This window comes from Binatus sp. (SeqCode) (assembly GCF_050013435.1).
Classification (GTDB): Bacteria; Desulfobacterota; Binatia; order Binatales; family Binataceae; genus Binatus.
This window is the reverse complement of record NZ_JBEKFG010000002.1, coordinates 1-12,793: the sequence shown is the minus strand read 5'-3', so window position 1 is coordinate 12,793 and position 12,793 is coordinate 1. Positions and strand designations below refer to the sequence as shown.

The window sequence follows — 12,793 nt, the reverse complement described above, 5'->3', positions numbered from 1 at the left end:
ACAAGCGTCGCCGGCGGGCATGCTCGATGGCATCAAGCAACTTCAGGAGTCTCGAAGCGACCAATCGCCGCGAGACCGGAGTGCTGGTCGTCGCGTTCATGCTGCTGTTCGGAGCGCTTGGGCTTGGTCTTGATTTTGCGGCGCGCGATATTGCGATCATCGACGGACAGCTGATCGGCTTCCCGGTACTGACGATTGCCGCGCTGGTTTTCGCCGGCGTGCAATCGATCGTTTCGTATTACAGCGGCGCGTCGCTGGTGCTGCTCTCGGTTCACGCGCGCCCGCTCACGCCTGACACGCCCAAACATCAGATGGTGCTCGATGTGATCAGCGAAATGGCGACTGCGGCGCGGATGCCCGCGCCCAGGCCGTATCTCATCGATGATCAGTCGCCGAATGCGTTCGCGACGGGGCGCGACCCGGCGCATTCGGTGATTTGCGTCACCCAGGGACTGGTCGATCAGATGGATCGGGAAGAGTTGCAGGGAGTGATCGGGCACGAGATGTCGCACGTCGCCGACTACGACATCCGCACGATGATGATGATCGCGGTGATGGTCGGTGGAATCGCGATGCTTTCGGATTTCGTGTACCGCTGGATGTTCTTCGGCGGATTCGGCGCGCGCGGCAGGAGCAATTCCGGTCGCGACAATCAGGCGGCGGTGCTGATCACGGTTGCGGTGATCGTGCTGGCGGCGCTGGCGCCGATCTTTTCGCAGTTGCTTGCGATGGCGGTGTCGAGGCAGCGCGAATATCTTGCGGATGCGTCGTCGGTTGAGTTCACGCGCAACCCGCGAGCACTGCTGCGCGCGTTGGAGCACATCGCGAAAATTGAGTCGCCGCTGAAACAAGGCACCGCCGGCACCGCGCATCTGTTCATCGTCAATCCTCGCGAGGGCATCCGCGAAGACAGCGAAGGATTCTTTGCCAACCTGTTTTCGACGCATCCTCCGCTGGGCAGGCGCATCGCAAGGCTGCAGGCTTTGCTGGGTGCGGCGGGCGCGGCCACGCTCGACGCGCAGGCCGGCGCCGATACGTCAGCCGGCAGCTAGAACTGGGGTCGAGACCGCGACGGCGCTCGTCGTTGCTCCATTCGGACGCGCGACTTAAGCTCGGCGGGTGGCAAGTCGGAGCGAAATCGAAGAAGTACTCAGTCTGGTCGCGGGCCGCGTCGCGAAGATCGACGGTGTAGCCGCGATCGTGCTTGGCGGATCACGCGCGCGCGGCAGCGCGGACGAACGATCGGATATCGATCTCGGAATCTATTACGACGGCGCCCATCCATTCTCGACGGCGGCTCTAGGAGCGGCTGCGCAGGAACTGGACGATCGCCATCTTGATGGATTGGTGACTTCGTTTGGCCAGTGGGGAGCGGGGGTGAACGGCGGCGGATGGCTCGAGATTCGGGGCCATCAGGTCGATTTCATTTACCGTGAAATTGGCGCGGTGCGCGAGGCGATCGAGGACTGCATCGCCGGACGCCCTCGCAGCATTTATCAGCTTGGTCATCCGCTCGGATTTCATATGCAGATTTACGCGGGTGAAGTTCATGTATGCCGTCCGCTTTTTGATCCGGCGGGTACGATCGCCGATCTCAAGTCCCTGGTACGCGAATATCCCGAAAAATTTCGGGCCGCTTCCGTAGCCAAGCATCTCTTTGACGCGGAATTCGAAATTTCGATCGCGGCGAAGCCAGCCGAGCGCGCAGACGTGATGTACGTCGCCGGATGTCTGTTTCGCGCGGCGGGTTTCATGACGCTGGTGCTCTACGCGCTGAATCGCAGATTTTTTCTCAATGAGAAAGGCGCGTTCACGGAGTCGCATCGATTCGCGATCAAACCGGCGCGATTTCACGATACCGCCGCGCGCGTGCTGGGAAGCATCGGCGCTACTCCGGCGGAACTATCGGCGAGCGTCGCCAGCTTCCAGAGCCTGGTTGCGGAATTGAGTCAACTCGCGACGAGCCCGCAGGCGCGCTAGCGGTTGCGTCCTTTCAGGGCGCGCTCGATTTCGCGATCGGAGGTCTTGCGCGCGATCGCCTCGCGTTTGTCGTAGGAGTGCTTGCCCTTGGCGAGCCCCAGTTCAACCTTGGCGCGGCCGTTTTTGAAATATAGTTTCAGCGGGACGATCGAATAGCCCTTCTCGCGCACCCGGCCCCACAGGCGATCGATCTCGCGGCGATGCATCAGGAGTTTTCGCGCGCGAGTTTCCTTGTGGCTGAATTGGCCCGCAGGAGCGTAGGCGCCGATATGGACGCTCTCGAGGAACGCTTCGCCGTTCTTGATGCGCGCGTAACTGTCGCGCAGATTTGCGCGATGCGCCCGCAGCGACTTGACCTCCGTGCCGGTGAGTGCGAGGCCGGCCTCGAGCGTCTCCTCGATGAAGAAGTCATGCCGCGCCTTGCGGTTATCGGCGACCAGATCGAATCCGTCGCCGGATGGTTTGCCATTGCGGGTGTCCCGTGCCATCGCAGGGCGAGTTTATCCGCAGGCGGCGATGCAGATAAGGGGGTCGAAGGCATGGTTGCGAACGCGCCGATGGAGCCTTAGATTAATGATGTAACCGTTTCGACTGGCCTCGTATCGAAAACCCACGATCCGTGGGGGCGAACTGGATTCGACGAAGACAATATGGCCATGGTCGCACGCCGGGTGCTGTCGACCCGTAAAACAGGCAGACTGCGAAATTTACCCGCAGACAATAACGGTTACGCTCTGGCGGCCTAAGGGCCGCTAGCGTCCCGCCGCTGCTCGCCCATGGCAGCGGGTCGGGGCGTCATTTAGTGGGCTAGGGAACCGCAGTTCACCGGCTGGGCGGCGTCCCGAAAATTCAGCCGGCTGGCGTCAGCAAAGCCCGTCTGTGGGCGTTGCGGACGCGAGCTAAAATTCGCAGACTAAGCGTGTAGTGGCCGTCGCCGGAAGGCCTTCGGACGGGGGTTCAATTCCCCCCGCCTCCACCACAAACCGATTCGCACGGTGCGGATCGCGTCAAAATCGCCGCTAAGCCGCGATGAGCCCGAGTTTGTGCGCCATTGCGCGCTTGACCGACCGGCAGCGAAATCGTCGAGCCGCGCGGCGGCCGTCGTTGCACTTCGCCCAGAATAATGGGCGTACTGTCGGTTGGATCGATCGGCTGAAGGAACCAACCAGATGCTCCCTGCTAATGCCGCGCCGCTGGCAATCGCGCTGCTTGGACTGGTGCTCGGAATGCGCCACGCCACCGATCCCGATCACGTGATCGCCGTCACGACCATTCTGAGCCGCGAACGCCGCCTGCTCGCTGCGGCGCGGATCGGTGTCATATGGGGACTCGGCCACACGCTGACCGTGCTGCTGGTGGGCGCCGCCATCATAGTTTTCAAAATTGCGATCCCGGCCCGGCTCGGACTCGCGATGGAATTTGCGGTCGCGGTCGTGCTGATTATGCTCGGCGTCGGCTCGGCAGCAAGCTTGATTCGCAAGGCGGCGACTCGGATGCGCGCGAGTTCATCGGAGGATGAAGGCTTGCTCGTCCATGCGCACGCGCACGCTCACGACGGCGCCGTGCACCTGCATTCACACGTTCACGTTCATGCTCACGAAGATAGCGACGATGCGACGCATCACGATCATTTCATCCCCGCCGGCACATTGCCGCCGTTCGCCGCGCGCCGTCCGCTGCTGAGATCGTTCGCAGTGGGCCTCGTCCATGGACTCGCCGGCAGCGCCGCGATCGCGTTGCTGGTCCTGAGTGCGATTCCGCAGCCGCTGTGGGCGACGCTCTACCTCGGGATTTTCTGCGTCGGCACGATCATCGGAATGGGGCTCATCACAACCGCAATCGCCACGCCGTTCATGGTCGCGTCGCGGCGAGCGTCCTGGCTCCATCAAGGCCTCGTCACCGGCTCTGGACTACTGAGTTTCGGCTTTGGCCTGTTCCTCGCGTACCAGATAGGTATCGTTGACCATCTGTTCAGCGCCGCTCCCATCTGGATTCCGCAATGAAGGACGCGGTCGTGGAGTGCTTCTATACTGTACGATACGAAGCAGTTCGAGCGACGTCCGGCTAACGCTCCTCTTTCATCGATTGAGCGATCTCGAGACCGACCAGCCGCGCAATCAGAATAGCCATATACAACTGGCCGAATACCGCCTCCATCACCGAGAGGCTGCGGGCGCCCTCGGAGACCGGCAGGATATCTCCGAAACCCGTCGTCGTCAGGCACACAAAGCTGTAGTAGATGAAGGTGCGAAACGAGGCGAGCAGAGGCGACATGATTCCCGCGGTACTGTGGAGAACCGCGTTGCTGAACGAACCGGGATGCAGCAGTTCGACGATTGCGAAAGCATAGGCCCACGCGACGCCCATCAGCAGGTAAGCGCAAATTGCGGCGCTTATAGTGTCGAAGGTAACGCTCTTTACGATGAACAGCCTGGATACCAGGGCAAAGACCGTCACGGTCAGGAACAGACACGAAGAGATCGCGCCGGCCATCTCGAGCGTTGGGTTCGCCGTGAATTGCAGCACCAATCGGCTTCCGATCGAAGGTACCATCAGTATCAGCGCAATCGTGAAGTAGGTCTTGGTCGTGCGAAATGCGTAAAGAGCGGACAGCAGCACAAGAGATATCGTCGCGGCCGCAAGAATCTGCTCGAAGGCGTGGCCCGAGAAAATCGGCTGAGCGACCAGCAGCAGCAGAATCGCCGCGAGCAGAATCGTAAATCTGCCCGGCCAGTTGTGCCGCGCCAACCCCAGCCGTCGCCATAGCGCCGAAGGGCTCAGGAAGCTGGTTTTCTCGCTCATAATGTATCCGTGTCGCGCAACGGGACCGGCGGTGTCAAGGCGAGCATTGCGCCCGCGACCAGCGAGGCTGCCATCAGGACCATCCCGCCGCCAAAGCTATGCGTCGTCTGCTTGACCATCGTGTCTCATCATGTCTCAAAGTGCGACATGGCTGTCTCCGCTTCGGTCACCCATTGACCTTGTACGGCCTGCTCCGCGACGTGGTCTGGCCACGGCTCTGCGCTACGTGAGGCTTTGCTTGTCATCGCCGCAAGGCACGCACGTTGCGTATGAGCGCAGGGTCAATCGCGCCCGGGGGAGTGCGTTAGCACCAGGCAGATCGACTGTTCGGCTTTTTTCGGCGGCAAGGAGGACCGAGGCGCCATGGACCAGATCATTAAACAATCGATAGCCGGCAGGAGATTCGCCTTGATGGGATTCGAAACGCCCGAAGCGGATTCGATCATCGCGGTGTTGGGAACCGCCCGTGGAATCGGCCACGTGGTCGGAGCGGCGCCGAATATTCCCGGGCTCAACTCCTTTTCTCCTTTCGATGCTTGCTTCATCAACGCTTCGGCCATCGGCATCGGCGATCAACCGTCCCCGATCGAAATGATCGCGCGCAGCCGCAAGCCCGCGGTCATCATCGGCACACACCAGGAACTGGTGGCGCGATTCACGGTGATCGCCGGCCTCAACCGCGACTTCATGACGCGCCCGTGCCAGCCCGACGAATTGTTGCTCAGGGCCTACCGCGTTCTCAGATTCGTCGAGGCTGCGGCCGCTGCGATTCAACCTTCAGCTCGAAACGGTGCCCGGCGCGTAGTACTCGCCGATGACGACGCGACCACCGTCGTTATGATCTCAACGATCCTGAAGCACTTCAATTTCGAGTGCGATGTCGCGCACGACGGTGCGCAGGCATGTGAAATTGCCCGTACCAAGAAACCCGACCTGGTGCTCATGGACGTGGCGATGCCGCATATGAATGGGTTCGAAGCGCTGACTGCTCTGCGCAGCGATTCTGCCACCAGGAGTATGCCGGTAATCCTGGTCAGCGCGCATCGCGACGAAGCTGAAGTGGTTAAGGGTTTCTCGCTCGGCGCCGATGACTACATCACCAAGCCCTTTAACTCGGGCGAACTGATGGCGCGGATCAGCCGCGTCTTGCGTGAGTCGGAAGAGCGATGACCGCAACCGTCTGACTCTCCCGGTTCGCGCGTAACCACCTGTATTCATTCGCGACTCGAACAGCCAGGCCCTGCCAACCCCGGTCGTCGTGCTCATCGCTTGTCATGTAGCGGATGGCTAATCCGTTTGGCTTGAAGGCCAACAATCGCAATCATTGTCGGCGGAGGACCTTCAAGCCGATGGCCGCAGAACATGTCGTTTTTTTATTTGACGTCGATAACACCCTGATCGACAACGATCGCATCGTTGCCGACATGAAGCGCGATCTCGAGCGCAACATCGGCCACGACCAACAACAGCACTACTGGGAATATTTTGAGCAGTTGCGCACCGAGCTCGGCTACGCGGATTATCTCGGCGCGCTGCAACGCTATCGGGTCAATCATCCGCGCGACTTCGGAATCATCGCCGTGTCGTACTTCCTGATGAACTACCATTTCGCGAATCGGTTGTTCCCCTGCTCGCTCGACGTGATTGAAAAATTCAGACAATACGGCGAGACGGCGATCCTGTCCGATGGCGACATGGTCTTTCAGCCGCTCAAGATCGAGCGGTCGGGACTGCGCGAAGCCGTCGATGAAAACGTGATGATTTACATCCACAAGGAACAGGAGCTCGACGACGTGCGGACCCGCTATCCCGCCGATCATTACGTGTTGATCGACGACAAGCCGCGAATCCTCGACGCGGTGAAGACGGCGTGGGGCGCGCGCGTGACGACGGTGTTCCCCCGCCAGGGGCACTACGCTGCCGATGCGAAGGAGACGGCCAGGTACCCGGTGCCCGACGTCACGGTGGATAGAATCGATCAGCTGCGCGACTACGATCTTGCGCGCCTGCGTGCGGGATCGCGCCCCGGCTGAGCGCTCGCGAGGCGCTGCGCACTCACGCGAGATCGAACAACAGGACCTCGGCGGGAGAGTTGGCGACTATCGTCACTTGCTCTTCGTCGCTGACCGCGGCGCCGTCGCCGTCCGCGAGCGTGACACCGTTGACCGCGACTTCGCCGTGCGCCACTTGCACCCATCCATGGCGGCCCTTCTTCAGATTGGTCCCGGCAGTCTGTCCGCGCTCGAGCTTTGCTACCGACAGCACGGCGTCCTGATGAATTTTCACGGACTGATCACGGCCATCGGGAGAGCCTACAGTCGCGAAGCCGGCGCGCGCCTTCGCCTCGTCGATGGTCCGCTGCTCGTAGCCCGGAGCGATTGCGCGCGTGGAAGGCGTGATCCAGATTTGCAGAAAATGAACCGGGTCAGCTTTCGAATGATTGAATTCACTGTGCGTGATTCCCGCCCCGGCACTCATTCTCTGCGCTTCGCCCGGTCGAATGATCGAGCCGGTGCCAAGGCTGTCCTTGTGTTCGAGCGCGCCTTCGAGAATGTAGGTGATGATCTCCATGTCGCGATGCGCATGGGTGGGAAAGCCCGCGCCGGGGCGGACGCGATCCTCGTTGATTACGCGCAGCGTGCGAAATCCCATCTGGCCGGGATCGTAGTAGTCGCCGAACGAGAAAGTGTGGCGGCTGTCGAGCCAGTCGATCCTGGTGCGACCGCGGTCGGCGGACCTGCGCGGAGTTATCATCGAGGACCCGCCCTCAGGCGGCGCCGGCCGCCGGCTTCATCTTCATCCGGATCGGCATGTGCTTGATTCCGCCGACGAAGCTCGAGCGCAGCCGCTCGACGGGACCCGCGAGTTCGGCGTCATCGAGGCGCTGCGCGAGCTGGCTGAAAATCACCTTCAGTTCGAGCCGCGCCAGATTCGCGCCGAGACAGAAATGCTCCCCGAGGCCGAATGCGATATGCGGATTCGGATCGCGGCTGATGTCGAACTTGAAAGGCTGCTCGAAAACTTCTTCATCGCGGTTCGCCGACGGATAAAACAGGCACACCGATTCGCCGGCTTTGATCTTCTGGCCGCGAATCTCGGTATCTTCGGTCGCGGTCCGCGCGAACTGAATAACCGGTGTCGTCCAGCGCACGATCTCCTCGACGGCCGAGTCGATCAGCTCGGGATGGCGCTTGAGCTTTTGCCACTGCTCCGGATGCTCGATGAAAGCCAGCAGACCGCCGGTGGTCGCGTTGCGCGTGGTCTCGTTGCCGGCCACCACCAGCAGGAAATAGTACGACAGCATTTCGAACTGCGCGATCGGCTGGCCGTTGACCTTGCCGTTGGCAACGACGCTGGTGATGTCGTCGGCCGGGTGCTTCATCCGGTCCACCACCATGTCGGTGAAATACTGGAACAGGCCCAGCCGCGAACGATCCATCGTCTCCTGCGCGGTCGTTCCAGCCTGGAATTCGGGGTCGCCGCCGCCGATCGTCTCGTTGGTCCATCTGAAGAGTTGTTCCCAATCTTTATGCGGAACACCCAACAACTCGGCGATGACGGCAAGTGGAATCTTCGACGATACGTCGATGACAAAGTCGCACTTGTCGCGCCCGGTCACGTCGTCGAGCACCTGTCGCGTGATGTTCTCGATTTCAGGCCCCAGCGGACGCACGCCGCGCGGCGTGAAACGGCGGCTGACCACCGCGCGATATTCGCCATGATCCGGTGGATCCATGTCGAGCAGATGGCGGAAGGGCGGCGTCGGACTCCGCTCCAGCCCCATCTCGTTGACAAACACCAGCAAGCGCGGACCGTTGAGGAACAGCCGCGGTTGCTTGGCAATCTGAATGATGTCGGCGTGCTTGGTGATCGCCCAAAATGGATCGGTCTTGGGGTACTCGCACCAGAAAACCGGTTTGTGCTTGCGCAGATACGTCCACTCGCGATGCGGATAGCCGTTTTTCGCGTAATGGTCGGGTCCAATGATGTTCAACGATTCCAGTGACAGTGCGCTTTCAGTTTCCATTGAAGAGTGTCTCCGCGATCCCGCGATTTCCGTCTCGATTCCGCATTCTGAGCTCTCGGGCCTCTAGTCGTCGCTGACCGTGATGGCCTGGCGGGGACACAGTTTTGCCGCAAGCTTGACCTTTTCGCGCATGCGCTCGGGCGGATTGTCGATCAACAGATGGCTCTTGTCGTCGTCTCGCACCTCGAACACTTCCGGCGCCGTCTGCTGGCATCTCGTGTTCCCCTCGCACAGTTTCTGATCGACAACGACCTTCATTTGATGGGTTCTCCTTTTTCGCCGCCCGGCGAATCGATCATATAAGAGGGCAATTCCTGCGACTAGGAGCGCGCAGCCGCGAATAAGTACCTGACGCGCCGCGCCACGGCCGGCCGGTGAGGGTGCGGGCAATGCCTGCGCACCCTTCATTGCGCGATTTTTTCTGTCATCCTTGTGATCGATGTTCGGATTCGCGCAGAAGTTTTCGCTGATAATTGCGCTCCTCACGATGACTTCGACAATTCCCCCGCCTGCCGGCTTTGCCCAGCCGCCGCCGCTGATTCCGCGCGACACTCTGCTCGGCAATCCCGAGCGCGCCAATCCGCATATCGCGCCCGACGGCAAACGGCTGGCATGGCTCGCTCCCGACGAACACGAAATCCTGCAGGTGTGGGTGCAAACCGTCGGCCGGCACGACGCGCGCGTCGTCACCGCCGACCAGAGCCGTGGAATCCAATACTACGGATGGGCGTTCGATTCGAAAACGATCCTCTATGCACAGGACGCCGCCGGCGACGAAAACTTCCACCTGTTCGCCGTCGATCTCGATTCGCACAACGTCCGCGATTTGACGCCATGGCAGGGCGTACGCTCCGAGGTCGTCGCGTCCAGTCCGAAATTTCCCGGCCGGATACTGGTCGCGCTCAATCTGCGCGATCGCAAATTGATGGACGTCTATCGAATCGATCTGCGCACCGGCGCCGTCGAACTCGATACCCAAAACCCCGGCGACGTCGCGGGATGGCTTGCCGACGACGACCTGATAGTGCGCGCGGCCACGGTCACGATGCCCGACGGCGGCACCGAGCTTCGGATTCGCGACCGCGCGGCTGGTCCGTGGCGCACGTTGATGAAAGCCGCGATGGAAGACAACCTGGCGGCGCTGGACTTCAGCCAGGACGGGCGATCGATCTTTCTCAGCAGCTCGATCGGGACGGACACCGCACGCCTGGTGCGCCATGAGATCGCGTCGGGCCATGAAACGGTTATCGCGCACAGCGACGATGCGGACCTGAGCGACGCGATGATTCAGCCGACCCGTCACGTCGTGCAGGCAGCCGCGTTTGACCCCGGCCGGATGCACTGGACCGTCGTCGACCCGTCGGTTCAGGCCGACTTCGAAGCGATCGCGAAAATCGCCACCGGAGATTTCACCGTCGTTGACCGCGACCTCGCCGACCAGACGTGGCTCGTCTCGTTCGTAAGCGACCGTGCGCCGGCGCGCTGCTACTCGTGGGATCGCGCAGCAAGGAAAGCGACGTTTTTGTTCAGCACCCAGCCCAAACTCGACGACGCGCCGCTCGCCGCGATGAAGCCGGTTGAATTCGCCGCCCGCGACGGGATGAAAATCAACGGTTACCTCACTCTTCCCCTTGGCGCGCCGCCCAGGAATCTCCCGCTCGTGCTCGTGGTGCACGGCGGGCCGTGGGCGCGCGACAGCTGGGGCTTCAATCCCTATATCCAACTGCTGGCGAACCGCGGTTACGGCGTGCTGCAGATAAACTTTCGCGGCTCGACCGGATTCGGAAAGAAGTATCTGCATGCCGGCGACCGCCAATGGGGCCTCGAAATGCAGACCGACCTGAGCGACGGCGTCAAGTGGGCCGTGGATCAGGGCATCGCCGATCCGAAGCGAGTCGCGATATTCGGCGGTTCGTACGGCGGCTACGCGGCGCTGGCCGGGGCGGCATTCACGCCCGATCTGTATCGATGCGCGGTGGACGAATGCGGCCCGTCGAATCTGTTTACGTTGTTGGAGTCGTTTCCGCCGTATTGGGAGGTCGCGCGCTCGATCTTCTTCACCAGGGTTGGGAATCCCGGCGCTCCCGGGGACAAGGCGCTGCTGACCACGGCGTCGCCGCTGTTCTCCGCCGGCAAAATAAAAATCCCGATGCTGATCGGCCAGGGCGCAAACGACCCACGCGTGAAGCAGGCCGAGGCCGAGCAGATCGCCGATGCGATCGCCAAGCATCGCGCGAGCGCGGTTTACGTTTTATACACCGACGAAGGCCACGGCTTCGTGCGGCCCGAAAACCGGCTCGACTTCACCGCCCGCATGGAGAAGTTCCTGGCCGACAATCTGGGCGGCCGCTACGAGCCGATGAAAGGCGATCGGATTCCCGGCTCGACCGCGAAGCTCCGCGTCGTCGGCGCGTCGCCGCTGAAGCATCAGAACTAGCATTGCCGCAGCGTGTGCGGGCGCTTCGCCGATCGGTTGTGCTATGAAATCGCAACGGGGCGCGGACGACGACCCGTCGGCGCCTGATTCAGGAGGAATCGCCATGGCCGAATTCGGAATCTCGATGTTCCCGACTGACTACGCAATCCAGCCGATCGAACTTGCGCGCGCGGCTGAAGAACGCGGCTTCGAGTCGATGTTCTTTCCCGAGCACACTCACATACCCGCGTCGCGCAAGACGCCCTTCCCCGGCGGAACCGAATTGCCAAAGGAGTATTGGCATACGCACGATCCGTTCGTCGCGCTCGGCGCGGCGGCGGCCGTAACCAAAAAACTCAAACTCGGCACCGGAGTATGCCTGGTGGTCGAGCGCGACCCGATCACGCTTGCCAAGGAAGTGGCGTCGCTCGACATGATCTCGGGCGGCCGCGTGATCTTCGGCATCGGCGCGGGCTGGAACGTCGAGGAGATGGAGAATCATGGGGCGGTGTTCAAGCGGCGCTGGAAAATCGTCAGGGAAAAAATTCTCGCGATGCGCCAAATATGGACCAGGGAGGCGGCCGAGTTTCACGGCGAGTTCGTGAACTTCGATCCGATTTGGTCGTTTCCCAAACCGGTGCAGGCGGGTGGACCGCCGATCATCCTCGGTTCGCAATCGCCCAGGACCTTCGATCGCGTCGCCGAGTATTGCGACGGATGGATGCCGATCTATTCGCCGCGTTACGATCTCGCCGCCAGCCTGAAAGCGCTCGCCGAAGCGGGGATGAAGGCCGGCCGGAGGAAACTTCCCGTCTCGATGTTTGGCGTCGGTCCCAAAGAGGAACGCATTAAAACATTACTCGACCTTGGCCTCGAGCGGCTGATTTTCGGGCTGCCGCCCGCCCCACGCGATACCGTGCTCCCGATGCTCGACAAGTACGCCGAGCTGAAGGCCAAGGCGCGCTGACCCGAAGCCGGAATTTTCTGTCTGGCGGCGTCTAAATATTTTTATCCCGAGGCTCTTGACTGAGCCAGTCCCGATCCTTACTCTAGCGACCCTATCGATTAAGAGTCGATAAAATGCTTTCGAAAAAGTCGAAATACGCGCTCAAGGCGATGATGGTATTGGCCAAGGAATACGGTCAGGGACCCGTGCTCATATCCGACTTGGCCCAGCGCGAAGATATTCCGCGCAAGTTTCTGGAACTGATCCTGCTCGAACTCAAGAACCAGGGACTGCTCCAGAGCAAGAAGGGCAAGGGTGGCGGATATTTCCTTGCCCGCGATCCTCAGCTGATCAGCGTTGGGCACATTGTGCGCGTACTGGACGGGCCAATCGCACCGCTGCCATGTGTCAGCAAGATGGCGTACATGCGATGCCGTGAATGCCGCGACGAGCGCACTTGTGCAATTAGATTCGTAATGAAGGAAGTCCGCGACGCGACCGCGAAGATAATGGACTCGACATCGCTGGCGGACATGCTCAAGCAGGTCGAGTCGGTAGTTAACGGCAAGGAACCGCTGAGTTTTGCGATTTGAAACCAGGGATGCTCTTTTTTTGGGAATTA

The 12,793-nt window shown here is 61.1% G+C and carries 14 protein-coding genes and 1 other RNA gene; 9 read left to right on the top strand and 6 right to left on the bottom strand.

Annotated features, from left to right (window positions below):
* The first annotated feature begins 26 nt into the window (after window positions 1-26).
* The gene (locus ABSB13_RS00520) at window positions 27-1,052 is read left to right on the top strand and encodes a M48 family metallopeptidase (protein ID WP_428104520.1); all 1,026 of its coding nucleotides are present in this window, start codon (window positions 27-29) and stop codon (window positions 1,050-1,052) included.
* A gap of 67 nt (window positions 1,053-1,119) precedes the next feature.
* Window positions 1,120-1,980: a nucleotidyltransferase domain-containing protein gene (locus ABSB13_RS00515; RefSeq protein ID WP_428104518.1), complete on the top strand. Its 861-nt coding sequence runs from the start codon at window positions 1,120-1,122 to the stop codon at window positions 1,978-1,980.
* On the opposite strand, the gene smpB is transcribed toward ABSB13_RS00515, so the two are convergent.
* Window positions 1,977-2,468: an SsrA-binding protein SmpB gene (smpB, locus tag ABSB13_RS00510; protein WP_428104516.1), complete on the bottom strand. Its 492-nt coding sequence runs from the start codon at window positions 2,466-2,468 to the stop codon at window positions 1,977-1,979. The two genes, ABSB13_RS00515 and smpB, sit on opposite strands and share 4 nt — an antisense overlap.
* A gap of 133 nt (window positions 2,469-2,601) precedes the next feature.
* Here smpB and ssrA point away from each other — a divergent pair.
* Window positions 2,602-2,959: a transfer-messenger RNA gene (gene ssrA, locus ABSB13_RS00505) on the top strand.
* A 190-nt stretch (window positions 2,960-3,149) separates the two neighbouring features.
* A complete protein-coding gene (locus ABSB13_RS00500) occupies window positions 3,150-3,983 on the top strand; it encodes a high-affinity nickel-transport family protein (RefSeq protein ID WP_428104514.1) in 834 nt (277 codons plus the stop codon).
* Window positions 3,984-4,044: 61 nt separating this feature from the next.
* Here ABSB13_RS00500 and ABSB13_RS00495 read toward each other — a convergent pair whose 3' ends face one another.
* Together ABSB13_RS00495 and ABSB13_RS00490 are read right to left on the bottom strand one after the other, a co-directional pair.
* Window positions 4,045-4,782, bottom strand: coding sequence for a potassium channel family protein (locus ABSB13_RS00495; RefSeq protein ID WP_428104512.1), 738 nt, complete (start codon window positions 4,780-4,782; stop codon window positions 4,045-4,047).
* Window positions 4,779-4,901 carry a hypothetical protein gene (locus ABSB13_RS00490; protein ID WP_428104510.1) on the bottom strand — a complete coding sequence of 41 codons (123 nt, stop codon included), beginning with the start codon at window positions 4,899-4,901 and terminating at the stop codon, window positions 4,779-4,781. The genes ABSB13_RS00495 and ABSB13_RS00490 overlap by 4 nt, the downstream gene beginning before the upstream one ends.
* A gap of 244 nt (window positions 4,902-5,145) precedes the next feature.
* On the opposite strand from ABSB13_RS00490, the gene ABSB13_RS00485 reads away from it, so the two are divergent.
* Window positions 5,146-5,952 (top strand): response regulator, encoded by an 807-nt coding sequence (locus ABSB13_RS00485; protein WP_428104508.1) that lies wholly within the window; start codon window positions 5,146-5,148, stop codon window positions 5,950-5,952.
* 179 nt (window positions 5,953-6,131) lie between these two features.
* Window positions 6,132-6,815, top strand: coding sequence for an HAD family hydrolase (locus ABSB13_RS00480; protein WP_428104506.1), 684 nt, complete (start codon window positions 6,132-6,134; stop codon window positions 6,813-6,815).
* Between the two features lie 22 nt (window positions 6,816-6,837).
* Here the strand turns inward: ABSB13_RS00480 and ABSB13_RS00475 are convergent, their stop codons facing one another.
* The 3 genes from ABSB13_RS00475 to ABSB13_RS00465 all read right to left on the bottom strand — a co-directional run bounded on the left by ABSB13_RS00475 (window position 6,838) and on the right by ABSB13_RS00465 (window position 9,067).
* Window positions 6,838-7,536 carry a pirin family protein gene (locus tag ABSB13_RS00475; protein ID WP_428104504.1) on the bottom strand — a complete coding sequence of 233 codons (699 nt, stop codon included), beginning with the start codon at window positions 7,534-7,536 and terminating at the stop codon, window positions 6,838-6,840.
* Between the two features lie 13 nt (window positions 7,537-7,549).
* Window positions 7,550-8,809, bottom strand: coding sequence for a cytochrome P450 (locus ABSB13_RS00470; protein ID WP_428104502.1), 1,260 nt, complete (start codon window positions 8,807-8,809; stop codon window positions 7,550-7,552).
* A gap of 63 nt (window positions 8,810-8,872) precedes the next feature.
* Window positions 8,873-9,067 (bottom strand): ferredoxin, encoded by a 195-nt coding sequence (locus tag ABSB13_RS00465; RefSeq protein ID WP_424673732.1) that lies wholly within the window; start codon window positions 9,065-9,067, stop codon window positions 8,873-8,875.
* 229 nt (window positions 9,068-9,296) lie between these two features.
* Here ABSB13_RS00465 and ABSB13_RS00460 point away from each other — a divergent pair, with 229 nt between their 5' ends.
* The 3 genes from ABSB13_RS00460 (at window position 9,297) to ABSB13_RS00450 (ending at window position 12,764) form a co-directional block, all read left to right on the top strand.
* Complete coding sequence (locus tag ABSB13_RS00460; RefSeq protein WP_428104500.1) at window positions 9,297-11,246, top strand: S9 family peptidase; 1,950 nt, start codon at window positions 9,297-9,299, stop codon at window positions 11,244-11,246.
* A 103-nt stretch (window positions 11,247-11,349) separates the two neighbouring features.
* Window positions 11,350-12,192: an LLM class F420-dependent oxidoreductase gene (locus ABSB13_RS00455; protein ID WP_428104498.1), complete on the top strand. Its 843-nt coding sequence runs from the start codon at window positions 11,350-11,352 to the stop codon at window positions 12,190-12,192.
* A 113-nt stretch (window positions 12,193-12,305) separates the two neighbouring features.
* Window positions 12,306-12,764 (top strand): RrF2 family transcriptional regulator, encoded by a 459-nt coding sequence (locus ABSB13_RS00450; protein ID WP_428104496.1) that lies wholly within the window; start codon window positions 12,306-12,308, stop codon window positions 12,762-12,764.
* The last annotated feature ends 29 nt before the right edge of the window (window positions 12,765-12,793 follow it).

Coding starts and splice junctions, on each gene's coding strand:
- ABSB13_RS00520 (WP_428104520.1), top strand. CDS start 27: ATGGCATCAAGCAACTTCAGGAGTCTCGAAGCGACCAATCGCCGCGAG.
- smpB (WP_428104516.1), bottom strand. CDS start 2,468: ATGGCACGGGACACCCGCAATGGCAAACCATCCGGCGACGGATTCGAT.
- ABSB13_RS00500 (WP_428104514.1), top strand. CDS start 3,150: ATGCTCCCTGCTAATGCCGCGCCGCTGGCAATCGCGCTGCTTGGACTG.
- ABSB13_RS00495 (WP_428104512.1), bottom strand. CDS start 4,782: ATGAGCGAGAAAACCAGCTTCCTGAGCCCTTCGGCGCTATGGCGACGG.
- ABSB13_RS00490 (WP_428104510.1), bottom strand. CDS start 4,901: ATGGTCAAGCAGACGACGCATAGCTTTGGCGGCGGGATGGTCCTGATG.
- ABSB13_RS00485 (WP_428104508.1), top strand. CDS start 5,146: ATGGACCAGATCATTAAACAATCGATAGCCGGCAGGAGATTCGCCTTG.
- ABSB13_RS00480 (WP_428104506.1), top strand. CDS start 6,132: ATGGCCGCAGAACATGTCGTTTTTTTATTTGACGTCGATAACACCCTG.
- ABSB13_RS00475 (WP_428104504.1), bottom strand. CDS start 7,536: ATGATAACTCCGCGCAGGTCCGCCGACCGCGGTCGCACCAGGATCGAC.
- ABSB13_RS00470 (WP_428104502.1), bottom strand. CDS start 8,809: ATGGAAACTGAAAGCGCACTGTCACTGGAATCGTTGAACATCATTGGA.
- ABSB13_RS00465 (WP_424673732.1), bottom strand. CDS start 9,067: ATGAAGGTCGTTGTCGATCAGAAACTGTGCGAGGGGAACACGAGATGC.
- ABSB13_RS00460 (WP_428104500.1), top strand. CDS start 9,297: ATGACTTCGACAATTCCCCCGCCTGCCGGCTTTGCCCAGCCGCCGCCG.
- ABSB13_RS00455 (WP_428104498.1), top strand. CDS start 11,350: ATGGCCGAATTCGGAATCTCGATGTTCCCGACTGACTACGCAATCCAG.
- ABSB13_RS00450 (WP_428104496.1), top strand. CDS start 12,306: ATGCTTTCGAAAAAGTCGAAATACGCGCTCAAGGCGATGATGGTATTG.